The 22,232-nt window shown below is 60.0% G+C and carries 21 protein-coding genes; 10 read left to right on the top strand and 11 right to left on the bottom strand.

Annotation, left to right across the window (positions count from 1 at the left end):
- The first annotated feature begins 62 nt into the window (after window positions 1-62).
- A complete protein-coding gene (gene pan1, locus NLK60_RS00005) occupies window positions 63-1,280 on the top strand; it encodes a proteasome-activating nucleotidase Pan1 (protein WP_254808857.1) in 1,218 nt (405 codons plus the stop codon).
- A gap of 237 nt (window positions 1,281-1,517) precedes the next feature.
- On the opposite strand, the gene NLK60_RS00010 is transcribed toward pan1, so the two are convergent.
- On the bottom strand, window positions 1,518-1,655 hold the full coding sequence (locus tag NLK60_RS00010) for a hypothetical protein (protein WP_254808858.1): 138 nt from the start codon (window positions 1,653-1,655) through the stop codon (window positions 1,518-1,520).
- Window positions 1,656-1,775: 120 nt separating this feature from the next.
- Here NLK60_RS00010 and NLK60_RS00015 point away from each other — a divergent pair, with 120 nt between their 5' ends.
- From NLK60_RS00015 to NLK60_RS00025, 3 genes are all read left to right on the top strand, one after another.
- On the top strand, window positions 1,776-2,336 hold the full coding sequence (locus NLK60_RS00015; RefSeq protein WP_254808859.1) for a GMP synthase subunit A: 561 nt from the start codon (window positions 1,776-1,778) through the stop codon (window positions 2,334-2,336).
- 380 nt (window positions 2,337-2,716) lie between these two features.
- On the top strand, window positions 2,717-3,985 hold the full coding sequence (locus tag NLK60_RS00020) for an ABC transporter substrate-binding protein (protein WP_254808860.1): 1,269 nt from the start codon (window positions 2,717-2,719) through the stop codon (window positions 3,983-3,985).
- A gap of 2 nt (window positions 3,986-3,987) precedes the next feature.
- Window positions 3,988-4,290 (top strand): hypothetical protein, encoded by a 303-nt coding sequence (locus NLK60_RS00025; RefSeq protein ID WP_254808861.1) that lies wholly within the window; start codon window positions 3,988-3,990, stop codon window positions 4,288-4,290.
- Window positions 4,291-4,368: 78 nt separating this feature from the next.
- Here the strand turns inward: NLK60_RS00025 and NLK60_RS00030 are convergent, their stop codons facing one another.
- The 4 genes from NLK60_RS00030 to metG all read right to left on the bottom strand — a co-directional run bounded on the left by NLK60_RS00030 (window position 4,369) and on the right by metG (window position 9,922).
- Window positions 4,369-5,343, bottom strand: coding sequence for a carbohydrate ABC transporter permease (locus NLK60_RS00030; protein ID WP_254808862.1), 975 nt, complete (start codon window positions 5,341-5,343; stop codon window positions 4,369-4,371).
- 6 nt (window positions 5,344-5,349) lie between these two features.
- Window positions 5,350-6,309 (bottom strand): carbohydrate ABC transporter permease, encoded by a 960-nt coding sequence (locus NLK60_RS00035; protein ID WP_254808863.1) that lies wholly within the window; start codon window positions 6,307-6,309, stop codon window positions 5,350-5,352.
- Window positions 6,310-6,337: 28 nt separating this feature from the next.
- Window positions 6,338-7,468: an ABC transporter ATP-binding protein gene (locus NLK60_RS00040; protein WP_254808864.1), complete on the bottom strand. Its 1,131-nt coding sequence runs from the start codon at window positions 7,466-7,468 to the stop codon at window positions 6,338-6,340.
- A gap of 345 nt (window positions 7,469-7,813) precedes the next feature.
- Complete coding sequence (gene metG / locus NLK60_RS00045; RefSeq protein WP_254808865.1) at window positions 7,814-9,922, bottom strand: methionine--tRNA ligase; 2,109 nt, start codon at window positions 9,920-9,922, stop codon at window positions 7,814-7,816.
- Between the two features lie 423 nt (window positions 9,923-10,345).
- Here metG and NLK60_RS00050 point away from each other — a divergent pair, with 423 nt between their 5' ends.
- Window positions 10,346-11,716 carry a sodium-dependent transporter gene (locus NLK60_RS00050; protein ID WP_254808866.1) on the top strand — a complete coding sequence of 457 codons (1,371 nt, stop codon included), beginning with the start codon at window positions 10,346-10,348 and terminating at the stop codon, window positions 11,714-11,716.
- A 193-nt stretch (window positions 11,717-11,909) separates the two neighbouring features.
- Here NLK60_RS00050 and NLK60_RS00055 read toward each other — a convergent pair whose 3' ends face one another.
- The 3 genes from NLK60_RS00055 to mfnA all read right to left on the bottom strand — a co-directional run bounded on the left by NLK60_RS00055 (window position 11,910) and on the right by mfnA (window position 14,700).
- Complete coding sequence (locus NLK60_RS00055) at window positions 11,910-12,242, bottom strand: hypothetical protein (RefSeq protein WP_254808867.1); 333 nt, start codon at window positions 12,240-12,242, stop codon at window positions 11,910-11,912.
- Window positions 12,243-12,390: 148 nt separating this feature from the next.
- The gene (locus NLK60_RS00060; protein WP_254808868.1) at window positions 12,391-13,536 is read right to left on the bottom strand and encodes a PAS domain-containing response regulator; all 1,146 of its coding nucleotides are present in this window, start codon (window positions 13,534-13,536) and stop codon (window positions 12,391-12,393) included.
- Between the two features lie 78 nt (window positions 13,537-13,614).
- Window positions 13,615-14,700: a tyrosine decarboxylase MfnA gene (gene mfnA / locus NLK60_RS00065; protein ID WP_254808869.1), complete on the bottom strand. Its 1,086-nt coding sequence runs from the start codon at window positions 14,698-14,700 to the stop codon at window positions 13,615-13,617.
- A gap of 443 nt (window positions 14,701-15,143) precedes the next feature.
- Between mfnA and NLK60_RS00070 the strand changes: the two genes are divergently transcribed.
- Window positions 15,144-15,380, top strand: a complete 237-nt coding sequence (locus tag NLK60_RS00070) for a DUF8015 family protein (RefSeq protein WP_254808870.1) — start codon at window positions 15,144-15,146, stop codon at window positions 15,378-15,380.
- Between the two features lies 1 nt (window position 15,381).
- On the opposite strand, the gene NLK60_RS00075 is transcribed toward NLK60_RS00070, so the two are convergent.
- Window positions 15,382-15,825, bottom strand: coding sequence for a pyridoxamine 5'-phosphate oxidase family protein (locus NLK60_RS00075; RefSeq protein ID WP_254808871.1), 444 nt, complete (start codon window positions 15,823-15,825; stop codon window positions 15,382-15,384).
- A 190-nt stretch (window positions 15,826-16,015) separates the two neighbouring features.
- Here NLK60_RS00075 and NLK60_RS00080 point away from each other — a divergent pair, with 190 nt between their 5' ends.
- Together NLK60_RS00080 and NLK60_RS00085 are read left to right on the top strand one after the other, a co-directional pair.
- Window positions 16,016-16,420: a UbiA family prenyltransferase gene (locus NLK60_RS00080; protein ID WP_254808872.1), complete on the top strand. Its 405-nt coding sequence runs from the start codon at window positions 16,016-16,018 to the stop codon at window positions 16,418-16,420.
- 60 nt (window positions 16,421-16,480) lie between these two features.
- Window positions 16,481-17,242, top strand: a complete 762-nt coding sequence (locus NLK60_RS00085) for a class I SAM-dependent methyltransferase (RefSeq protein ID WP_254808873.1) — start codon at window positions 16,481-16,483, stop codon at window positions 17,240-17,242.
- A 211-nt stretch (window positions 17,243-17,453) separates the two neighbouring features.
- On the opposite strand, the gene ppsA is transcribed toward NLK60_RS00085, so the two are convergent.
- Window positions 17,454-19,766, bottom strand: coding sequence for a phosphoenolpyruvate synthase (gene ppsA, locus NLK60_RS00090; RefSeq protein ID WP_254808874.1), 2,313 nt, complete (start codon window positions 19,764-19,766; stop codon window positions 17,454-17,456).
- A 178-nt stretch (window positions 19,767-19,944) separates the two neighbouring features.
- Between ppsA and NLK60_RS00095 the strand changes: the two genes are divergently transcribed.
- Window positions 19,945-20,586, top strand: coding sequence for a hypothetical protein (locus tag NLK60_RS00095; protein ID WP_254808875.1), 642 nt, complete (start codon window positions 19,945-19,947; stop codon window positions 20,584-20,586).
- A 42-nt stretch (window positions 20,587-20,628) separates the two neighbouring features.
- Here the strand turns inward: NLK60_RS00095 and NLK60_RS00100 are convergent, their stop codons facing one another.
- The gene (locus NLK60_RS00100) at window positions 20,629-21,537 is read right to left on the bottom strand and encodes a PhzF family phenazine biosynthesis protein (RefSeq protein WP_254808876.1); all 909 of its coding nucleotides are present in this window, start codon (window positions 21,535-21,537) and stop codon (window positions 20,629-20,631) included.
- Window positions 21,538-21,675: 138 nt separating this feature from the next.
- Between NLK60_RS00100 and NLK60_RS00105 the strand changes: the two genes are divergently transcribed.
- A complete protein-coding gene (locus NLK60_RS00105; protein WP_254808877.1) occupies window positions 21,676-22,158 on the top strand; it encodes a universal stress protein in 483 nt (160 codons plus the stop codon).
- The last annotated feature ends 74 nt before the right edge of the window (window positions 22,159-22,232 follow it).

Below are 22,232 nucleotides of genomic sequence, written 5' to 3' on the forward strand. Positions count from 1 at the left end.
TAATTCCATGGAGAGTGTATCGACCCGAAGCCTCTTATGACCTACAGCCCTACCTGCGAGTAATGAGCGACACTGTGGAAGACGTCGATGTCCCGTACGACGAGGACGAGGCGTCTCAACAGGAGAAAATACGAGCACTCGAGGAGCGCCTCGAGGTGCTCGAGTCCCAGAACGAGGAGATGCGGGACAAACTCCTCGACGCGAACGCCGAGAACAACAAGTACCAGCAGAAACTCGAGCGCCTGACCCACGAGAACAAGAAACTCAAACAGTCGCCGTTGTTCGTCGCCACCGTCCAGGAGATCATGGACGATGGCGTCATCATCAAACAACACGGCAACAATCAGGAAGCGCTGACCGAAGTAACCGACGAGATGCGAACGGAGCTCGAGCCGGACGCTCGAGTCGCGGTCAACAACTCGCTGTCGATCGTGAAATCGCTCTCGAGCGAGACGGATGTGCGAGCGCGTGTGATGGAAGTCACCGAGAGCCCGGACGTCTCGTATGAGGATATCGGAGGTCTCGAGGAGCAGATGCAGGAGGTGCGAGAAACCGTCGAGATGCCACTCAAGAGCCCGGAGATGTTCACCGAGGTCGGCATCGACCCACCGAGCGGCGTCTTGCTGTACGGCCCGCCGGGGACCGGAAAGACGATGCTCGCGAAGGCCGTTGCGAATCAGACCGACGCCACCTTCATCAAGATGGCTGGCTCCGAGTTGGTTCACAAGTTCATCGGCGAGGGTGCAAAACTGGTCCGCGACCTCTTCGAAGTGGCCCGCGAACACGAGCCAGCGGTGCTCTTTATCGACGAAATCGACGCTATCGCGGCCAAACGTACGGAGTCGAAAACCTCCGGCGACGCCGAAGTCCAGCGGACGATGATGCAGTTGCTTTCGGAGATGGACGGCTTCGAAGACCGCGGCGAGATTCGTATTATCGCGGCGACGAACCGCTTCGATATGTTGGACCGGGCAATCTTGCGGCCGGGCCGATTCGACCGGCTCATCGAAGTGCCGAAACCGACCGAAGAGGGACGGGAACTCATCTTCCAGATCCACACCCGCAACATGAACGTCGCCGACGACGTCGACTTCGCGGAACTCGCGGAGACAACGCCCGAGGCCTCCGGTGCTGACATCAAAGCCGTCTGTACCGAAGCCGGCATGTTCGCGATTCGCGACGAGCGAACCGAGATCAGAATGGAAGACTTCCGCAGCGCCTGGGAGAAGGTTCAGGCCGAATCCGAGGAAGACCCGTCCGTCTCGAAGACGTTCGCCTAAGTGGTTTCCCAAACCTGCACGGATGCGTGAAACCGATGGCTGTGTTCCGGTTTCACGCATCAGTCGACGCGTGACGGAGTACTAAGCGAAATCGTATCTTTTCCGTTTTGCACGACCGAGAGTCGCCCGTTCGTCAACCGCGTATACAAACAACTGATGCACTGACAACGGATCGGAGCACTCGAGTATGCACCTTCGCGTTCGAGTCTCCGATTCAGAAACTGATGACCGTACCGATCACAGCGTGGCGAACGCCAGCCACGGCAGTCCGAACAGGACGATCGTCATAATCGCGAGAATCAACAGGTAGCCAGCCCCCGTTCCAACGGCCGTGAACCAGGATGGGTGATCGTACGCGGAGAGATCCAGTGCCATATCAAAAGGTCTGGCGATGGCAGCATAAACGTACCGGGACCGGAACGGGCCACTGACTGCCGTATTCGAGACCAGACGGGTTCGGACCGTTTTTATCGCTCGAGTGGCTATCGAAGTCCAATGACGAAAATCGCTGTGGTGGACAATCACGGACAGTTCACCCATCTGGAACAACGTGCGTTGCGCGATCTCGGCGTCGACTGTGAGTTAGTCGATAACGACACCCCGCCAGCGGACCTCGAGGCCGATGGCATCGTGCTCTCGGGTGGCCCGGACATGGACCGAATCGGCCGCAGTGCGGAGTACCTCGAAGACGGGCGTCCCGTCCTTGGTATTTGTCTCGGGATGCAGATCATGGCCGACGCGCTCGATGGCAGTGTCGGTGGCGGCGACTACGGTGGCTACGCGGACGTCACCGTCGACATTCTCGAGGAAGACGACCCGTTGATCGGCTCGCTCGCACCCGAGACGCGCGTCTGGGCGAGTCACGCAGACGAGGTCAAAACCCTGCCAACGGGCTTTACGCTGACCGCCTCGAGTGACGTCTGTGGCGTCGAAGCGATGAGCGACACCGAGCGAAACCTCTACGGCGTACAGTGGCACCCCGAGGTGGCCCACACGGCAGAAGGCGACGAAGTCTTCGAAAACTTCCTCGCAATCGTCGAATCTCCCTCGAGGTAACAACCGAGCCAGTTCACTCGCTGATCCGACGCAATTCGAGTGAATACCACTGGCGTCGCTGCATCACCTTCGGTTTATATCGTTATACATGGGTCACGACCCCCTCGAGAACGTGGATTTACGGCGCTTTTTGTCGGTCGTTCTGTGAGTAATACTGTTGTACCCGTCGCGGGCTAAGACCTGTGAGTCGTCTTCACATTGTGGTCGGCGCTGCATCTTCACGTGGTCAGGCTGCATCCAACGACGCTACCCGTAATGGCCGACTGTCTCACCTGACAATCGAATCTCATCACGTTGTGTGGGTGCTTTTCTGCAGAAATATAGCGTTTCGGTGGCAAAGGTGCCACCTCGTTATAGTCCGTGACATCGACCCGACACCTATGGGCGAGTCCAATTGGCAGATCGATCGACGTACCGTACTGGAAGGGATCGGTATCGGCGCTGTCGGTCTTGCGGGGGCCACGAACGTACAGGCCCGTTCGACCGTACAAGAGGGCGAAATAACCATCACCGCCGTCTGGACCGACGACGAAGAGGAGGACTTCCTCGCCGTGGTAGACTACGCGGAGGGGGAGACTGGCCTCGACATCTCGTATGCGCCACGAGACACCGAGACGCTTCTGACGTCGACCCTCATGGATTACGAGGCAGGTATCGCGACCGCGGACATCGTCGTGATACCGATGGAGGGTCGGGTTCGGAGAGACGCGGAGGCAGGCCACCTCGAGCCGGTCGGTGACCTCTGGGACGAGGAGGACTACACGACCGATCACGCGACGGTGTCGGTGGACGACGACGTGTACGCCGCGCCGTTCGGCGGTGATCTCAAGCCCGGGTTCTGGTACCGTGAGTCGTTCTTCGACGAACACGATCTCGAGGAACCAGAAGACTACGACCAGTTCCTCGATTTACTCGCAGCGATAGACGGCATCGAGGGAGTCGAAGCGCCGCTGGCTTCAGGGAACGGTGATGGCTGGCCCCTCAGTGATATCACGGAGGCGTTCATCCTTCGACAGGAAGACGGCCACGAGTTGCAGGTTGACCTCATCGAAGGCGAGGCCCAGTTCACCGACGACCGAGTTGCGACGGCGTTCGAAGAACTCCAGGAACTCCATCAGGAGGGCTACTTCAGCGAGGTGCGTGACTTCGGCATCCAGTACGAGTTCTTCTGGGCGAACGAAACGCCGCTGTACTTCATGGGGTCGTGGACGCCAGCGTTCGGCGCAATCGAAGATCCAGAGGATCTGAACTACTTCATGCTCCCCGGCGCGGAGGCGATGGTGACGAGCATTAACTGGTTCACTATTCCCGCGTACGTCGACGATGTCGATGCGGCGAAAGACGCTGCCGAGGCGATCATTTCGGCGGAGGGCCAGGAGGTCTGGACCGAGCGCGGTGGCTTCGTCCCCACTGCTGTCGACGTTCCGGAGGAAGCCTACGAACTCGAAGTCATGCGCGATCTTACCCAGGAGGCCGACGAAGTCGAACTCGTTCCCGATCTGGACGACGCGCTCGGCGACCCGTTCCAGGCGGAGTTCTGGTCGCAACTGCTCGGCTTCTGGGCGGAACCTGATCAAGAGATTGAGCCGATCCTGGAGACGCTCGACGACGCCTTACAGGAGAGCGTTGGGACAGAAGACGGGGTATAGGCGTGGTTGACGGGGGTGACGGCGTGACTGGAGGTCGCGGCGTCTTCGAGACGGTCGTCATCGCCGGGCAGGAGCTTCGGCGAAGCAACGTAAACGCCGTTGCCGTCGACGTTTTGTACCTCTTCACGACGGCGTTTTTCGCCACACTGGCGATACGGGGCTTTTGGCCGGCACTGATAGCCGCATTCCCCCTCGTCGTGTTGCTTTCGTTTGCCTGGATGTCCTCCCGGCTCTTTTTGTTCACGAACATCGTCGTCATCGCCGTGTCGATTGCGGTGACGCGAGCGGGAATGATGCCGCTGTGATCGGCTTTTTCTCTCCCGGTAAAATACGGATTACTTGACCAGTCTTCGGGAACGAACCCTCGAGCCAACCATCGGACGTCAATCTGTCACCGCCGCGACCATCCCTCGTTTGTAGTATCGCTCGAGGAACAAGAACAGGAGTACCGGGACGGCCATCGTCATGATCGAGCCGGCGGCGATAAGTCCCCACTCCACCTGGACCCGCCCTCGCATTAACGGAAGTACCTGGGGTGCGAGGTAGAGTTCCGGTGAGCGCATGAACACCAGCGGGAAGAAAAACGCGTTCCACACCCACGTGAACTGGATGACGGCAACCGAGACGAGTGCCGGCGTCGACAAAGGCAGGATGATCGTCCGGAAGATCTGGTATCGCGAGGCACCGTCGATACGTGCGGCTTCCTCGAGTTCCTCCGGAATACCGAGCAGGTAATTTCGCAGGAACAGTACGACCCACCCGAGCCCCCATCCGATGTGGATCAGTATCAGCCCCATGTACGTGTCGAACAACCCGAATTCGCGGAGCGCGTTGAAGTTCCCCATCGCGATGAGTTCCGGTGGCGCGGCCATAACCAGCAGTATCAGGAAAAACAGTGTCGTCTTCAGCGGGAACTCGAACCTAGCGAACGGGTACGCCGCCATCACGCCGAGGAGCATCACGACGAGTACGGCGGGGATGGTGACGATGAACGTGTTGAGGAGGGCCTGCCCCATCGGTGCAGTGCTGTAATTCCACGCCCGATAGTAGTTCTCGAACGTGATCGTCATTCCCTCTATATGCCACCAGCCACCGATGATCTCCGAGAGCGGTCGGATCGAGGCCATGAACAGGCCGATGAACGGAACGATCCAGAGGACGGCAATGGTGATCGCGACGACGTACTTGAGGGCTCGACGTTTCGTGGGAATCGACTCGCGGAGTCTCGTTCGCCAGCTTCGTTCCGCGGTGGGGGCGATGTCCGGAACGTCGTCGACCGACAGGTACTGATCGTGATCGGTGGCCCGTTCGGAGCCGGCGTCGATGCCAGTCGGTTCGAGGGGGTCGTCTTCAACCATGTCTAATCAGTTCATACGAGCGATGTACAGCGCGAGCGGGGCGACGATAAACAGCTGAACCAACGCTACCACCATCGCCATCCCGTAGTCTATGGGCGGGCGGAATGCCGCCCGGTATACTTCGATACCCAACACTGAGTACGCGTGGTTCGGTCCACCTGCAGCGCCACCGGCAGCGTATACGATGTCGAACATTCGCATCACCCAGATGATGCCCATAATGACAACTACGGCCGTCACGGGCCTGACCAGCGGCCAGATGATGTCACGGAACCGTCGCCAGGCACCGGCTCCGTCGACCTTGGCGGATTCGAGCAGGGATGGATCGATGGCCGAAAGCGCGGAACTGTAGAGCAACATACTGAATCCGGTGTGGACCCAAATTCCGCCCGCAATGAGGGCGTAAATCGCCACCTGGGGCGATTGCGTCCAGTTTCGAACCCACTGCCCTTGACCGAGGACACGAAGAACTTCGTTGAACACCCCTGCCCGGGGATCGTAAATGAACATGAGAACCAGCCCGATGACGATGGGCGGGACAGTGAATCCCACGAAGATCATGGATCGGAGGAACCGTCGTCCTTTTAAATCGGCGAACAGCAACGCCAGTCCGAGGCCGAGGAACGTACTCGCGGGTACGTGAATAACGACCCAGAGGAGGTTGTGGGTCAGTGCTCCCATGGGATAACGCAACTCCTGCATGTTCGGCCAGTGGATAATGAGCTGATCGGTAAGCGAACGGGTCCAGTTGTCGAGGCCGACAAAACTATCCAGAGTGAACGTTTCCCAGGAGAAGAAGCTCCCGAACGCCGAGTAGACGATTGGGGCGACCGAGAAGATACCGAAGAGAGTCAGGCCGGGAACCAGAAACACCGCCAGTGCGACCGCCTTTTCCCGGTCGATATCCAGCAGCCCTTCCTCATCGCTATCCACCGTAATCCCGTCGATGTGATCTTGTAAGCTCATGTGCGTGGGCGTCTCGAGGCGGTGTCGATCATGCGACGAGGTCACCGTTCGTGTCGTACACGTAGGCGTCGTTTGTGTCGAACGTGAGGTATACTCGATCGCCGCGAGAGACGGTTCGATCGGACACCTTCGCGTTGACAATTTGATCGTTTACCGACACGTTGACCAGAATGTACTCTCCCATCGGTTCGACCGTATCCACTCTCCCTTCGATGACGTTGCCTGACGATGGTGGCGACGAAACGAGGCTCAGATTCTCCGGTCGAATGCCGAGTGAGACGGTACCTTGGGAATCTGATGCCAGCAAGGCGGTTGCTTGAACGTCGTCTCGTTCACTGGTCTCCACCACGGTCTCTTTGGCCTCGAGTACGCCACTCAGGTCGACGGCCCCGGCCTCACCGAGGTCGATCGACCCGTTCTGGCGAGTCCCCTGAAACAGGTTCATCGGTGGCGATCCAATAAACTGGGCAACCCACGCCGTCCTCGGGCGGTCGTAGAGTTCCTGAGGCGGGGCGACCTGTTGTACCGTCCCCTGATTCATGACGGCGACCCTGTCGGACATGCTCATCGCCTCCTCCTGATTGTGAGTCACGTACACCGTCGTGATCTCCAGTTCGTTCTGGAGTCGTTTCAACTCGCTTCGCATCTCCTGGCGGAGTTTGGCGTCGAGATTCGACAGCGGTTCGTCGAGGAGGAAGACCGTGGGTTCCCTGACGATAGCGCGCGCGAGCGCTACGCGCTGGCGTTGTCCACCGCTCAGCGCACCCGGTTTTTTCTCGACCTGATCTTCGATGTGGAGCAGCGAGGTTACCCCTTCGATCTTTTCGTCACGTTCGTCCGGAGAAAACCCCCGTACTTTCAACGGATATCCGATGTTCTCTGCGACCGTCATGTGCGGGTACAGCGCGTAGTTCTGGAACACCATCGCGACGTTGCGCGCACTCGGTGACCTACCGTCGACGCGATCGTCGTCGAAATAGATGGCCCCTTCCGACGGTTGCTCGAGGCCCGCGATTAAGCGTAGTGCAGTCGTCTTTCCACACCCTGACGGTCCGAGAATTACGAGAAATTCCCCATCTGCAACCTGGAGGTTCACCTGGTAGTTCGCCACCGTCTCCCCGAAGTACTTACTGACGTTTTCGAGTGTAATGGCGACCATTCACCATATTCGAAGACGTTTATCAATATCAACCCCCACATCACTGCCAATCTTATTGAATAGTACACATTCTTTGATGGTTCGTTGCGGAGATCAAACGGAGGTCTCTCGAGTTGGGACTAGCGGACTCTCGTTCGCTATATTCGGCGTTCCCGATGCGGAGAACTACATACAGTATCCTCGAACGGTTCTTCCCGTCTTCAAGGTAGCGAGCTCGCTGGGTATATCGGATCTCGACATCGGGGGCAGCGATAGCCCGATCGGCGATCACATCCACCGTTCGTTGCTTTCGGTCACCTCGAGCCGATTGAAGTCCGTCAAAATCACGCCGGACAACGGGTCAGGTTACCGGATTTTCTCGCCCAGCTCGGCGTCGCCGTGAGTCGTCAGCAGATCGGCTTCCTCGCCGGCTGCAAGCACCATGCCGTTGGACTCGACACCAAACAGTTCTGCGGGCTCCATGTTCGCGAGTAGGATACACTTCGTTCCCGGCAGGCTCTCGAGGTCGTGGAGGCGTTTGATGCCGGCGACGACCTGTCGGGTTTCGAAGCCGATATCGACCTCGAGGCGAGCCAGGTCGTCGGCCCCCTCGATGCCTTCAGCCACTTCGATCTGGCCGACCCGGATATCGAGTTCCTGAAACTCTTCGAAGCCGATTCGGTCCTCGAGCAGGGGTTCGAGATCGCTCGTCTCGGTTTCGGTCGATGCGTCTTCGGTCGTGTCGTCAGTGGTTTCGGTCATGGGTTCGCTGTCACTTTCAGCTTCCGCACGGTCGGCTGCCGCCTCGATTTTCGCCTCGAGTTTGGCCTCGAGCTCCTCGACGCGGTCGTCTTCGATCTTTTCGAACAGTTCGCCGGGTTCTTCGAACGCCCGGGGCGGTGCCTCGAGGGCGGTCTCGAGGACGGTGTCTGCAACTGAGCCGTCCTCGCCGAGTTGGTCCCAGAGGGCCTGTGCTTTGCCCGGCGCGACCGGCTGGAGCAAGACGCCGACGGCTTTGGCGATCTGCACACAGTCACGAATAACCTGTGCGGCGCGTTCCGGCTCGTCGTCGGTGAGTTTCCAGGGCTCGTTACGCTGGATGTACTCGTTGCCGAACTGGGCGAGTCGGGTTGCGCTCAGACCGACGTCCCTGATCGAGTAGTCGTTCACCGCGGTTCGCGTCTCCTCGAGAGCGTCCTCGATTCGCGTTCGGACTTCGTCCGAGACTTCGGCGTCGGGCGTGCCCTCGTAGTTGCGGTAGGCAAACAGCAGCGACCGGTACCAGAAGTTGCCGATCGTGCCGACGAGTTCGCCGTTGACCTTCTCCTGGAAGGCCGTCCAGGTGAAGTCGACGTCCTGCTGGAGTCCGCCGGTCGTCGTGAGATAGTACCGAAGGAGGTCGGGGTGGAACCCTTCCTCGAGGTACTCTCTGGCCCAGATGGCACGGTTTCGACTGGTCGAGAGCCCCTTGCCGTCGATGGTGATGAAGCCGGTCGCGGCGATTCCTCGTGGAGTGTTGTAGCCTGCTCCCTCGAGCATCGCCGGCCAGAAGATGGTGTGGTGCTGGATGATGTCCCGGCCGATCACGTGGACGATTTCGCCGTCATCTCGCCAGACCTCTTCCCAGTCGTACTCCTCGTTCCCGACGCGTTCGCTGTACTGTTTCGTCGAGGCGATGTACTCGATAGGCGCGTCGACCCAGACGTAGAGGACGATGTCCTCGTCCTCAGCACCGGGATAGTCGATTCCCCAGTCCATGTCGCGAGTGAGACACCAGTCCTGTAGTCCCTCTTCGATCCACTGACGTGGCTGGTTTCGTGCGTTCGAGGTTCCCTCGAGGCCGTCGAGGAAGTCGGTGAGGTAGTCCGCGAACTCCGAGACGTGGAAGAACTTGTGGGTTCGCTCGCGGTACTCCGCCGGATTCCCGGTCCGGACGCTGGTCGGATTCTCGATTTCACCGGGTTCGAGGTGCCGCTGACAGCCTTCGTCACACTCGTCGCCGCGCGCTTTCTCCCCGCAGTATGGACAGGTACCGACGACGTAACGGTCGGGAAGGTGGTCGTCTGCCTGTGGGTCGTAGGCGACGAGTACCTCGTCTTCGTAGACGTAGCCCCCATCCTCGAGGGCGCGAACGATGGACTGGGTGAGTTCGACGTTCGTCTCCTCGTGGGTGTGTCCGTAGTTGTCGAAGTCGACGCTAAACTTTGGGAACGTTTCGGTGTACTGCTCGTGCCAGCGCAGCGCGAATTCTTCGGGGTCGACTCCTTCTTTATCCGCGTTGACGGCGACGGGCGTTCCGTGCATGTCCGACCCACAGACGTAGACTGACTGCTGACCCAGTGTCCGGAGTGCTCGATTGAACGTGTCTGCACCGATGTACCCGCGGAGGTGCCCGATGTGCAGGTCACCGTTCGCGTACGGTAACCCACAGGTCACCACCGCCGGACGGTCCGTCGGAAAGTTCTCGTGGCTCATATGTGTACTCTCTCGATGGCAGGCGTAAAACCCGCCGGTTTCGGCCGCTACTCACTCGACGATACTCGCCGTATAGTACGGCACAGAAGACAGCTCGGTTTCGCCGTCGTTCAGCCTGACCGCATGACCGGTCTCGAGAACGAGGGTCCACCCGCTATTAGACGCGACTACGGGCGCATCGAACGGTCGACTCCACCACCAGATATCGGCATCTCGAGTGGGGATTGTCGGTTGGACGACTTAGGGGTTTCCCAACGATGTACGTCGTTCGCACGGTGGTGGCTCGAGTTCGTCGATATTATCTATCATCTTCTATATACTATCGCCGTTTTCCGACCGAAACATCGGGGAAGAGATAATACAGCCGACGAGATGGCGTATATGAAAAGAAAGAGTTGTATTGGTTTCTGATGAAGCGAACTTATGAACAATAGCGTCGATACGGTCTCGAGAGACGCGTGGGCGACGCGGGCTGGATTCATCCTCGCTGCTGTCGGGAGCGCGGTCGGGTTAGGCAACATCTGGCGGTTTCCGTTTCAGGTCGGCCAGGAAGGCGGCGCTGCCTTCCTGTTGATCTACCTGCTTTTCGTCGCCGCAATCGGCTTCCCGGCGATGCTCGTCGAGTTCGTTATCGGTCGGTATACGAACCGCAATCCCGTGGGTGCGCTCGCACAACTGGGTCGGGGTCTCTGGGGATACGTCGGCTGGGTTTTCATCGCGACCGGATTCATCATCCTCTCGTATTACAGCGTCGTCGCTGGCTGGACGATTCGCTACACCATCATCGGGCTCCAGGACGGCTATCTGGCGGATGGCGCGGCAGCTGAATCACAGTTTCTCGACGTTGCCAGTGGTCTGGACGCGATTTTCTTCCACGCCGTTTTCATGGCGGTAGTCATCGCTATCGTCGCACTCGGAATCAAACGCGGTATCGAACTTGCGGTCAAACTCCTCGTTCCGGCGATTATCGTGATCTCCCTCGGGATGGCCCTGTACGCGTTCACGCTCGCGGGTGCGAGTGATGCCTACAGCTACTATCTGTCACCCGATTTCGGCGTCATCGCCAGCAACTGGACGAGCATTCTGCCCGCGGCCGCTGGACAGGCGTTTTTCACGCTCTCACTGGGCATGGGTGCGATGATCACCTACGCCTCCTATCTCGAGGAGGACCGAAACCTCGCCGAGGACGGGGCGATCATCGTTGGTTTCGACACCGCGATCGCGTTCGTTACCGGATTGATCGTCTTCCCAATCTTGTTTACTGCCGGCGTCGATCCTGCTGATCCCGGTCCGGGGGCGATTTTCGTCAGTCTTGCAGCTGCATTCGGTGACCTGACACTCGGCTGGTTGATCGGAGCCGTGTTCTTCGCCACCGTCGCTATCGCCGCGCTCTCGAGTGCCATCTCGCTGCTCGAGGTCGTCGTTTCCTATCTGATCGACGAACACGATATCGACCGCGTGACCGCGACGCTGGCTATCGGCGGCGGCCTGTTCGTCCTCGGTCTTCCATCGGCGTGGGACCTCGTCTTGCTCGATCTGTTCGACGGTTTCGCCGACCAGATTCTATTAGTGCTCGGTGGCCTCTTGCTCGCGCTTTTCGTCGGCTGGAAGATTCCCGACCTGGCCGTCGGCGAACTCAAAAAAGGGATCGGTCCGATCGATTCGTGGGGGACGCTCTGGGTCTGGCTCATCAGAGTTCCCGTCGTCATCGTCCTCGTCATCTCTCTGGCGCTCGGTATCCTCGGCTACGTCGAGTTCCTGCAGGACGATTTCATCCCGTGGCTCGAAGGGTGAGAGGGGACGAGTTGGGCGGTCTCAGTCGAACCAGTCCTCGGACCCTTCGACACCAATCGTAGTCGACTCAGGGAACACGATCAGTGCTCTCTCGAGTCACTGCGTACCCTCTCATGCGGTTTGCTGTCGTCTCGTCCCGCTGATTGCCTATACCGGGTCGGCAATCGTCGGTACAAAGGTACAGCAGACCGTATCAATCGTCGGTCCCACCGCTGTCGGCAAACCATATCGCTGGCAGTAACTCCCGCCGACTGGCAAAGAGAAGCGCCAGTCCGACAATCAAAGAGCTGATAAAGAGTACGGTACTCACCGACCCGGCCGGAATCGCTAGCGCAACCGCCGCCCCAACCCAGGCCAACCAGGCGAGAGCCTCCCAGGGTTTGCCGTCGTACAGTCGCCACACGGCGAGTGACAGCAGAAACCCACCAAACCCGGCTCCGAGCGCTGGCGTTTCGACCACAAACGAGAGGCCGATGAGCCCGAGAAAACCAACCAGTGCCGTCAGATCGAACCGGTCGAAACCCATACTCGAGTTTCACACGGGGGGCCAAAACGTGTATCGATTGCCGTGCTCGAAATCCTCGAGATCACTCGTACCCTCCCGAACGTCGACTGGTAGGGTGAATCGAAAGACAACGAGTGCGGGACTCTACCAGTTCAGGTTTGGGACGTCGCTATTCCTCGAGTGTTCCCACGTCCAGGTCGGTGATGTCGATCAAGAGGCCCTCGTGCAGGGAGTCACCGTCCGGTGTAACTATCATCCCGCCGCGCTCCCAGACTCGACGGACGGTGCCGTCTTTGTCGATAATTCGATAGATGAGGTCGAAATCCTCGCCTTCGGCCTTGCTGGCGTCCGTTTGCCGGCGTACCCAATCGCGATCATCCGGGTGAATGAGTCTCTCGGCGATTTCGACGTTTTCGAGCAACTCCTCGGCGGTGTAGCCGGTCAGCGCTTCGCAAGAGCCGCGAATCAACTCGAGCGTCCACTCGTCATCGTCCCGATGTTGATACACCATTCCTGGTAAATTATCGATCAGTGCCTCGAGTCGCCGTCTGTTTTCGTAGCGTTCGGTGACGTCCTGAATCTGCGAAAAGACTCGGCTCAGTTCACCGCCGTCGCCCATCACGAGGTGGTCGTTCCACTCACAGTTGCGTATCGTTCCATCCTTTCGGCGGATTTTGAACAACTCGCGACCACTACTGCGACCCTCGAGGAGCGCTGTCATGTTCGATTCGAACCGTGTTCGTTCGTCGGCCGAAACGATAGATTGCCACGAGTCACCTACGAGTTCACGCTCGCTGTAACCAACTATGTCGGTTGCGGCCTCGTTCACGCGCCGAATACGAATCTCGCTATCCCACTCGATGACTCCGAGGGGGGAATGCTCGAAAAACAGATCGAGTCGCTGTTGGCTTCGTTCGAGAGCGAGTTTTGACCGATGTTGCTCGACGGCGTTTTCGATTCGGTTGGCCAGGACGGTATACTGGTCCGTCCCGTGTTCTTTCTGGAGATAATCCGTGACGCCGGCAGAGATGGCCTTGCTCGCGATTTCCTCGCTTCCTTTCCCGGTAAAGAGGATAAACGGCAACGAGGGGTAAGAGGCCCGAACGGTCGACAGAAACTCGAGACCGTTCGCTCCGGGCATATCGAAATCGCTGACGACGCAGTCGATTCCATTATCGAGTAGTTCTTTCCCCTCGAGGACGCCCGTGGCGGTTTCGACGCGTAGCCGGTCGTTCACACGTTCGAGAAAGGTTTTCGAGAGTTCTACCAGTGACGGCTCGTCGTCGACGTGCAATACCCGAATTTCCCCCCGCACAGCTACCCAATTCACGAGGCGGTGACATAGCAGTTATGGAGAGTAAACAACAGAAAATTCGGTCTTTGCGCTCCTGCGTTAATCGTCACTTGCTACTGGCGCAGTCGTCACCGCCCGGCACCCATCGAGGTCCTCGAGGAACGCCGCGAGCATTTCGCGCGTGACGTGGGGCATACAGACGACACGCATTTCGTCGTTCCCCGTCCGGGACACGCGCCAGCCGTCGGCCCGGAGCGCGTCGAATGTTTGTGTCGGAACGTCTGCAGCGACCAGTGGAAGCGTGGGTTCGATGACGTCGTAGCCCAAGTTCTCGAGCTCGCCCGCTAGCCACTCGGCGTTCGCCTGTGATCGTTCGTACTGGGCCGCGTAGCCATCGGGCCACAGCGCCTCGAAAGCGGCAAGCGCACTCGCGACGCCGGCACCCGAACGCGTTCCCGTCAGCGTCGCCTGTGCGGTTGTCTCGAGATATGGGGTGTCGACGGCGAGCTCGTCGAGCAGGGTTTCGTCCCGAACGAGTAACCCACCGGCAGGAATTGCGGCCTGTCCCATCTTGTGCGGATCGATGGTCATCGTATCGACGGGCGCGTGCTCGAAGTTCCAGGGGATGTCGGTGAACGGCAAGACGTACCCACCCCAGGCAGCGTCGACGTGAAAGAGCGCGTCGACTTCGTGAGCGAGGGTCCCGAGTTCGGGGATCGGGTCGACGCGACCGTACTCCGTCGTACCGGCGACCCCGATGACCAGCGCCGTTTCCTCGTCGACGCTCGCGCGGGCTGCCTCGAGGTCGGCCCGATAGTCGTCGTCCGTGGGGACGATTCGGAGGTCGACCTCGAGAATGTCGGCCGCTTTTCGAAAACTGAAGTGGCCCGAATCGGGCATGACGACGTTCGGTCGGGCCGTCTCCGCTCGCTCGCGGGCGATACGGACCGCCTGGATGTTCGCTTCGGTGCCGCCGCTGGCAATATAGCCTGTCGGGTCGGTCAGCCCTGCAATCTCCCCCAGTGCGTCGACGGCGTCGTCCTCGAGGGCCGATATCGTGGGGTAGGTACCGGGGTCGCCGGGATTTGTCGCCAGAAAGTCGACGGCTGCCTCGCGCGCTGCCGGGTGCGGGTCGGTACACATCGACGAAAGCACCCGGTCGAACGATTGCGGCTCGGCTGGCATATCACAAACCAGAACGGTAGACACTTTATTCGTTGTGTTCTCGAGTCGAGAGTGAAAGGTAGCTATAGTAGCCAGTGAAACGATTGACACACCTACCGCGACACCCGCTTGCGATTGGGTGTGCAGTGACGTTCACTGGCTACTATTGCGGAGACTGCTATGCTCTGTTGTACCTGTTTTACTGAATCAGGAAGCCTTGGGGCTCGACCCCGAGGCGATTCACGGTGGTTGCCCATATTGGACCGTCAATCACAGGACTTCAGTCGTGGGTATCTGTGAGAGTACCGTGGGGTGCATGACACAGTGTGTCAGGAGAGTGCCCGTTCTCGAGCGTCGAAGTTTCCACCCGATCGTACGTACAGGGATGTGTAAATGTCCCAACGTTTGGGAACCATGAACGGACTTTTCCTCCGGGACGTCCTCCTCCCAACCGGGGTGAAACCATGCTCGACTACTACGACGTGATCCTGGTTGCGATCATCGGCAGTCTCGTTGCTGGCGTATTGGTGAGTGCGGTCTCGGCGCTCACAATTCACGCTGGGATCTTCGTCGGATCGCTCGTGGCAATCGTGTTCGTGTGTGATGCGATGATCCGTCGCCCACCGGTTGCTGCCTCGAGCGAACCCCATTTGGTTGCTGCAGACGGTGGTATCGACGACAGCCGTGTGGCTACTGTATGAATCAGCTTTCAGTCGTTCTCCCGGTAATCGAATCGGCCAGGAGTTCGTAGACTTCGATATCGATTGCCTCGATGTCCTGGTCGAACACGTGTAACCGCTCGAAGGTCTCGTTGACGGTCAGCGCATCGAAACGGTCTCGTTCGGTTCCTGTGAGTTGGCGCAGTGTTCCCTGCACCAGGACGCTCCAGTTCTCGTCATCCGATTCGATTCCATACAGACAGAGGCAGGCTTCACTCGTCGCCTCGAGGTACTCGCGTTTCGTGCTGTCTCCTTCGAACGCAAATCGGAGGAACACCGAGTCGCCGTCGTAGTGGTAGGCAATCGGAACGGCGTATGCGTCCGATTCTTTCGCCAGCGAGAGGACGCCGAGGCCGGTTTGTTCGAGCCGTCGCTCGAGTGTTTCCCGATCCATTCCGAACGTGTAGACGTACTCGACGTTTTTCATACGCCTTTCTACAGTGGCCTCGAATATCAAAGAGCGGTAGATCAGCTCACAGGTACGAGCCAATGTCCACCAGCGGGCCGGGACTGGCTCGACAAGCTGGGGGTGCTCCCTCGAACGGATTGCTCTGGCCTGGCGTGGACTCGGGGAGATCGATAACTCGCTCCTTACCCCACTGTAGGGCTACGCCACCGTGACCGGGGAACTCTCGGCGTACCCAGTCATCGCCTGCGTGCCGTTCGCACTCGTCGTGTTCATAAACCTGCTCGCCACTCAGTGGCCCGATAGGTTGGCAGACTCGGCCGTCGGAAAGCGAACGCTCGCGGTTCGCCTCCCACCATCTTCGCTCCGGCGCCTCTACGTCCTGAGTTGCCTGGCGGCGGTTGGTATCTTCATCGTTCTCTGGTATCCGCTCGAGTTGATACCGACGGTCGTCGTCGTTGTGAGCCTTCCCGCGGCTCCAGTACTCGTGTGGGGATGGGGGGTCTTCACCGAGCAGGAATCGCCATCTCCGACCGTCACAGCGATGGTACTGTTCCTTTTCGGTCACATATTCGGGTGGCTCGTGGCGGCCGGGGTTCCGCATTCGGTCCTCTGACCCAAACCGCCGCGACGACGGGACCGGTGGCGTTACCCGTCTCCGGCAACACCACCGTATATGAACGTTCTTTCGGCGGTCGGAAAACGAGCCGTGGCAACGGCGAAAGCCCAGGTAGCCGCCCTGAGAACGGACGGGGTCATTACCTATCTTCGCTCGAGGCCACGCGCGGCACTCGGCTCTCTTGGCATCGCGCTATTGACACTCGACTCGCTTCGAATGAGCCCGACAGAGGTGCAAAACGAGTGGGCCGGCCGCTCGGGACATTACTCGCCCGAATTCTACGCCGAGTACGGCCCCGATACGGGCACCGAAGCCATCCTCGAGGCACTCGAGGGATCCGTCGACACCGACGACTCGATCCTGGAACTGGGCTGTGGCGGCGGCCGACATCTCGCGGCCCTTCACGATCACGGCTACGAGAATTTACACGGAATCGACATCAACGAAGACGCCGGCGAGGTTATCGAACGCAACTACCCACACCTCGAGGCCGACGGGACCTTTTATTTCGACGCGATTGAGGACGTGGTCCCGACGTTCGAAACCGACGCGTTCGACGTCGTCTTTTCGGTCGAAACGCTCCAGCACATCCATCCGGACAACGCCTGGGTGTTCGAAGACATCGCTCGAGTCACTGACGACCGTCTGCTGACGATGGAGAACGAACCCGACGGTGACGAACTGCTCGCGGTGACGAACGTTGACGACTTCCCGCTTTACTTTCGGAACTGGGAACGTATTTTCGGTGATCTGGGCTGGCGGCAAGTTCACTCGAGCGAGGGCGATATCGACACGTTTCGCGTGTTCGAGAAACAGTAAGTACCCGTTGTGGTCTCGAGAAACGGTAAGTCCCGTTGTGGTCTCGAGAAACAGTAAGTCCCGTTGTGGTCTCGAGAAACAGTAAGTACCTGTTGTGGTCTCGAGAAACGGTAAGTCCCGTTGTGGCCTCGAGAAAAAATAACCGAACCCGTCCTAAGCGCTCCAGGCTGGAGAGACTGGCAGCTTCGAGAGCCTGACCGGCGGAGCCGAATTAGCGAACCGACTCGAGCAGCAGTTTCTGTTCGACGCGTTTGACCTCGTGTTGGACGTCACGGACGGCGTCGATGTTCGCCGAAATCGAACTCACACCTTCGTTGACCAGGAACTGGGCCATCTCGGGTTTCGAGCCAGCCTGGCCGCAGATGCTCGTCGCGACATCGTGTTCGCGACAGGTTTCGATTACGTCACCGATCAGTCGCAAGACGGCGGGATGGAGTTCGTCGAAGCGATCGGCGACATTCTCGTTGTTCCGGTCGACGGCGAGGGTGTACTGCGTGAGGTCGTTCGTTCCGAACGAGGCGAAGTCGATACCTGCCTCTGCCATCTCCTCGACACAGAGCGCGGAAGCCGGCGTCTCGATCATCACACCCCATTTGCGTTTGTTGGGGTCGATACCCGCCTTCTCGAGTTCGCGTTTCGCCCGATAGACGTCTTCGGCGTCGTTGACGAGCGGGAACATGATCTCGAGGTTATCGTAGCCCATGTCGAACAGTCGGGCGAACGCCTCGAGTTCGTAGGCGAACACGTCGGGTCGGTCCAGGCTCCGGCGGATGCCACGGTAGCCAAGCATTGGGTTGTGCTCGAGCGGTTCGTTGGCACCGCCCTCGAGTTCGCGGAACTCGTCGGTCGGGGCATCGAGCGTGCGAACGCGGACTGGTCGCGGGTAGAACTCGTCGGCGACGGTTCGAACGCCGTCGATGAGCTCGGAGATGTAGGCGTCTTCCCCGTTTTCTTCGATGAAGCGCGCCGGCGTCTTCCCCAGCGAGAGGATCATGTGTTCGATGCGGAGCAACCCGACCCCGTCAGCACCGGTTGCGGCGGCACGGTTCGCCGCCTCCGGAATCGAAACGTTGACTTTGACCTCCGTTGCGGTCATCGGTTTCACTGGGGACTGGGGTCGAACCTCCTCGACCGGCTCGCGTTCGTCGTCGGTTTCGGTCTTCCCCTCGAGAACCGTTCCCTTGTCGCCGTCGAGCGTTATCAGCTGTCCGTCCTCGAGGGCGGTCGAGGCGTTCTGGGTGCCGACGACGGCTGGGACACCTAGTTCGCGGGAGACGATGGCGGCGTGGCTGGTCATTCCGCCCTCGTCGGTGACGATTCCGGCGGCTCGTTTCATCGCCGGGACCATGTCTGGCGTCGTCATCTCGGTCACGATGATGTCGCCGGTGCCGACCTTGTCGAGTTCGTCGAGCTTTCGGATAATTCTGGCTGCGCCGCTGGCGAGACCGGGGCTCGAGCCGAGTCCGGAGACGAGCACCGACCCCTGTTTCGTTTCACTGGCTGTAGCTGCGCCGCTGCCGTCGGTAACGCTCGCTTCACTGGCGGTCATCTCGTCGAGGGAGCTGGCTTCCGGGTCGAACCCCTTATCGATTGTCGTAATCGGCCGAGACTGGAGCATGTAGACCTCGTCGCCGACCATCGCCCACTCGACGTCCTGTGGCCCGCCGTAGTGGTCTTCCACTTGCTCGCCCAGGTCGACCAGTCGGCCGAGGGCTTCCGACGAGAGGACGCGCTCGGTTCGTTTGTCCTCGGAAACCGGTCGCTCGACGGTTTCGCCGGTTTCTTCGTCCCGGCAGTGCATCACCTTCTTGTCTGCAATGGTGGTCTCGACGGACCGGTCGCTTCGCGAGACCACGTAGTTGTCCGGTGAAACGGCACCGGAGACGACGGCTTCCCCGAGTCCCCAGGCCGCTTCGATGATCATCGTCGGATCGCCCGTAGACGGGTGACTGGTGAACATCACGCCCGAGCGCTCGGCGTCGACCATCTGCTGGACGACGACGGCGATGTTGACGATTGAGTGATCGAATCCCTGTTCCTGGCGGTAGTAAATCGCCCGCTGGGTGAAAAGCGAGGCCCAGCATTCGCGAACGCGGTCGAGCAGGTCCGCTTCGGTGACGTTGAGGAACGTCTCCTGTTGGCCCGCAAACGAGGCGTCAGGCAAGTCCTCGGCCGTTGCGGAGGACCGAACGGCAACGAACGCCTCGCCGGTCCCGATCGAGCGATACGCCTCGAGAATCTCTTCACGAAGTTCCTCCGGGAAGGTTGTCTCGAGGATGAGTTGCTGGGCACCGTCGGCCGCCGCGGCCAGCGCACTCGAGTCCTCGACGTCGATTTCGACGAGTTCGAACAGCTCCTCGTCGATGCCGGCGTTCTCGATGAACCGTCTGTAGGTCCCGGCCGTGACCACGTATCCGGGCGGAACCGGAAGTCCAGCACCCGTCAGTTCCCCCAGGGAGGCTCCTTTGCCGCCGACGGTCTCGAGGTCGTCGGCGCTAATCTCGTCCAGCCAGAGTACTGCCATCTGTATCTGCGTGGACACCGGTGTGAATAAAGAAGGTTGCGAACGATGCTTACAATTACCAACTCGGGGACGAATGAATTTTACCGGGCTACTGTCAGTATTGCCACCGATTTCTCGTCGGTGATCGCCTCGAGTGATCGCCCGTAGTGACTATACGCCTCGAGTGAGAGTTCCGACTATGGACGTACCGAACGCCATCAAGTGGTCACTGGTGTATCGGGCCGTCGCGACGGGTTCGCTCCTCGCCGGGGTGGCGCTGGTCGCGTTTGGCTTCGTTTCGGGATTCTGGGGCAGCCTCAACCTGCTCATTAGCGACCCGTTGAACCCCAGTTCGGCGATCGACGCCGCGAACCCGATGATTACCGTCGCCTTGAGCATCGTCGGTGTCGCTGTCTGGCAGTTCGGCAAGACGGTCGCTCTCTTTTATACGCTTCCGCGCGCCGCAGGGCGACAGGCGGCCAAACAGTTCGACCGACAGGCACTCAAAAGCGACATCCTGCAGGGACTCGACGGCCGCCTTTCGGACCTCGAGGAAGACGTCGCCGAAACTCGGCGTGCCGTTCAGGAGATCAAACGAGAGCAACACGCAGCGAGTTTCGACGAACGCGAGGCCCTCGAGGGCGAGGTGCCACCAGCCCTGGAATCCGCGTCGTCGACCGGCGGCGCGGCCGGCCGCCGGCCACTCGACGATATCGATCGCTCGAGCGACGAGCATTCGGCCTCGAGCGGGGGCCAGACAACGAGGGGGTCATCGCAGCAACAAAGCGGCCACGCAGACGCCGAAACTGGGCGGGACGAAAACGACCCGGTGTCCCGGTAGCGATTCTACGACCCGGTGTCTCGATAGCGATTCTACGAACCGCTATGAGGCCTCGAGAATATCGTCCTCGTCACCTTCGGGAACGACGATAGTTCCCTCGAGTGCCGTCACCGCTCGACCGCCGACGCGAATGCCGTTGCCGTCGTGGACGCGCACGCGAACCAGGCCGGGTCGGTCTACGTAGTGGCCTTGTTCGAGGCGAAGTTCCTCGGGAGTAGGATCGAAGGCTCCGTAGCGGTCGAGGTACCCACTGACTGCCCCGCTCGCGGTGCCAGTAACGGGGTCTTCGGGAACGCCTGCAGCGGGGGCGAACATCCGTCCGTGCAGCGTCGAGTCGGCCTCGAGGCTGTCGAAGCTAAACAGATAGATGCCGGCCGCGTCCACCCGTTCGCTGAGGGCCTCGATGGCGGCCATATCCGGCTTTGCGGAGCCGACGTCGGCGAGGTACGTGATCGGAACGACGAGGAAGGGCAGACCGGTCGAGGCGACTGCCAGCGGGAGGTCTGCCGACGCGCCCTCGAGGGCGGCCCGGTCGACGCCAAGTGCGTCGGCGACGTCGCCGTACCCGACGTCGACCTCTCTGATCGTGGGTGACTCCTGGGTCATCCAGACCGTGCCGTCGGACTCGACCTCGATCTCGAGGACGCCGACGTTGGTCTCGAGTTTCGACGTGCCCACCTCGAGTTCTCCCTCCTCGTACAGGGTGGCGAACGACGCGATGGTCGCGTGTCCACAGAGGTCCACCTCCTGGGTGGGCGTGAAGTATCGAATCCGTCTCTCGGCTTGCGGACTCCCCGTGAGAAACGCCGTTTCGCTGACGGCCATCTCTCGAGCGATGGCCTGCATCTGTCCCTCGGATAACCCGTTCGCGTCTGGGAGGACACCGGCCGGATTGCCAGTCAACGGCTCGTCGGTAAACGCGTCGACCTGCAGTATGCGTCTCGTCTCCATACCCGCGGCGATGGACGGCGGGGCAATCAATCCACCGACGCCGAGATGGCCGACGAAGGCCCATCGCTCGAGCCGTCACTTTCGTCGCCAGCGCGACAACGTTATTATGCCTGGGGGTAGTATGATGGATGATAACGTATGTACGATTGTATCCTCGTCCCGACGGATGGTTCCTCGGAGGGCGAGCGTGCTGTCGAATACGCGTTCGATCTGGCCAGAGCGCACGGTGCAACGGTGCGGGCCATTTACGTGGTGAACGCAGCCAACTACGGGGGGTTGCCGATGGAAACAGCGTGGGATGGCATCAGCGACGCTCTCAGGGAGGAAGGTCAGTCGGCCGTGGATCGGGTCGTCGAACTGGCTCCAGACGACGTGACTGTCGAAACGCAGGTGCTCGAGGGCTCGCCCAGCCGCGTCATCGTCGCACAGGCCCAGCCGGAGAAGTGCGACCTGGTCGTGATGGGAACCCACGGCCGGGGTGGTATCGACCGACTACTGCTGGGGAGCGTGGCTGAGCGCGTCGTTCGCCGGTCCCCCGTGCCCGTGTTGACCGTCCGCGTCGACGAACTCGAGGAACGGGAGGCGGAGGCCGCCCAAAATGCGGAGGCCGCCGTCGAATAACTCGAGTTTGCAGTGGGGTGGTTCCGTATTGCCGAAGGCACCGAGTCCGTACTACTATGGGTTTGATACCACTC

The organism is Natronosalvus amylolyticus (assembly GCF_024298845.1).
GTDB lineage: Archaea > Halobacteriota > Halobacteria > Halobacteriales > Natrialbaceae > Natronosalvus > Natronosalvus amylolyticus.

Excerpts from the sequence above, each read along its gene's own strand:
- pan1 (WP_254808857.1), top strand. The coding sequence starts at position 63 with ATGAGCGACACTGTGGAAGACGTCGATGTCCCGTACGACGAGGACGAG.
- NLK60_RS00010 (WP_254808858.1), bottom strand. The coding sequence starts at position 1,655 with ATGGCACTGGATCTCTCCGCGTACGATCACCCATCCTGGTTCACGGCC.
- NLK60_RS00015 (WP_254808859.1), top strand. The coding sequence starts at position 1,776 with ATGACGAAAATCGCTGTGGTGGACAATCACGGACAGTTCACCCATCTG.
- NLK60_RS00020 (WP_254808860.1), top strand. The coding sequence starts at position 2,717 with ATGGGCGAGTCCAATTGGCAGATCGATCGACGTACCGTACTGGAAGGG.
- NLK60_RS00030 (WP_254808862.1), bottom strand. The coding sequence starts at position 5,343 with ATGGTTGAAGACGACCCCCTCGAACCGACTGGCATCGACGCCGGCTCC.
- NLK60_RS00035 (WP_254808863.1), bottom strand. The coding sequence starts at position 6,309 with ATGAGCTTACAAGATCACATCGACGGGATTACGGTGGATAGCGATGAG.
- NLK60_RS00040 (WP_254808864.1), bottom strand. The coding sequence starts at position 7,468 with ATGGTCGCCATTACACTCGAAAACGTCAGTAAGTACTTCGGGGAGACG.
- metG (WP_254808865.1), bottom strand. The coding sequence starts at position 9,922 with ATGAGCCACGAGAACTTTCCGACGGACCGTCCGGCGGTGGTGACCTGT.
- NLK60_RS00050 (WP_254808866.1), top strand. The coding sequence starts at position 10,346 with ATGAACAATAGCGTCGATACGGTCTCGAGAGACGCGTGGGCGACGCGG.
- NLK60_RS00055 (WP_254808867.1), bottom strand. The coding sequence starts at position 12,242 with ATGGGTTTCGACCGGTTCGATCTGACGGCACTGGTTGGTTTTCTCGGG.
- mfnA (WP_254808869.1), bottom strand. The coding sequence starts at position 14,700 with ATGCCAGCCGAGCCGCAATCGTTCGACCGGGTGCTTTCGTCGATGTGT.
- NLK60_RS00070 (WP_254808870.1), top strand. The coding sequence starts at position 15,144 with ATGCTCGACTACTACGACGTGATCCTGGTTGCGATCATCGGCAGTCTC.
- NLK60_RS00075 (WP_254808871.1), bottom strand. The coding sequence starts at position 15,825 with ATGAAAAACGTCGAGTACGTCTACACGTTCGGAATGGATCGGGAAACA.
- NLK60_RS00085 (WP_254808873.1), top strand. The coding sequence starts at position 16,481 with ATGAACGTTCTTTCGGCGGTCGGAAAACGAGCCGTGGCAACGGCGAAA.
- ppsA (WP_254808874.1), bottom strand. The coding sequence starts at position 19,766 with ATGGCAGTACTCTGGCTGGACGAGATTAGCGCCGACGACCTCGAGACC.
- NLK60_RS00095 (WP_254808875.1), top strand. The coding sequence starts at position 19,945 with ATGGACGTACCGAACGCCATCAAGTGGTCACTGGTGTATCGGGCCGTC.
- NLK60_RS00100 (WP_254808876.1), bottom strand. The coding sequence starts at position 21,537 with ATGGAGACGAGACGCATACTGCAGGTCGACGCGTTTACCGACGAGCCG.
- NLK60_RS00105 (WP_254808877.1), top strand. The coding sequence starts at position 21,676 with ATGTACGATTGTATCCTCGTCCCGACGGATGGTTCCTCGGAGGGCGAG.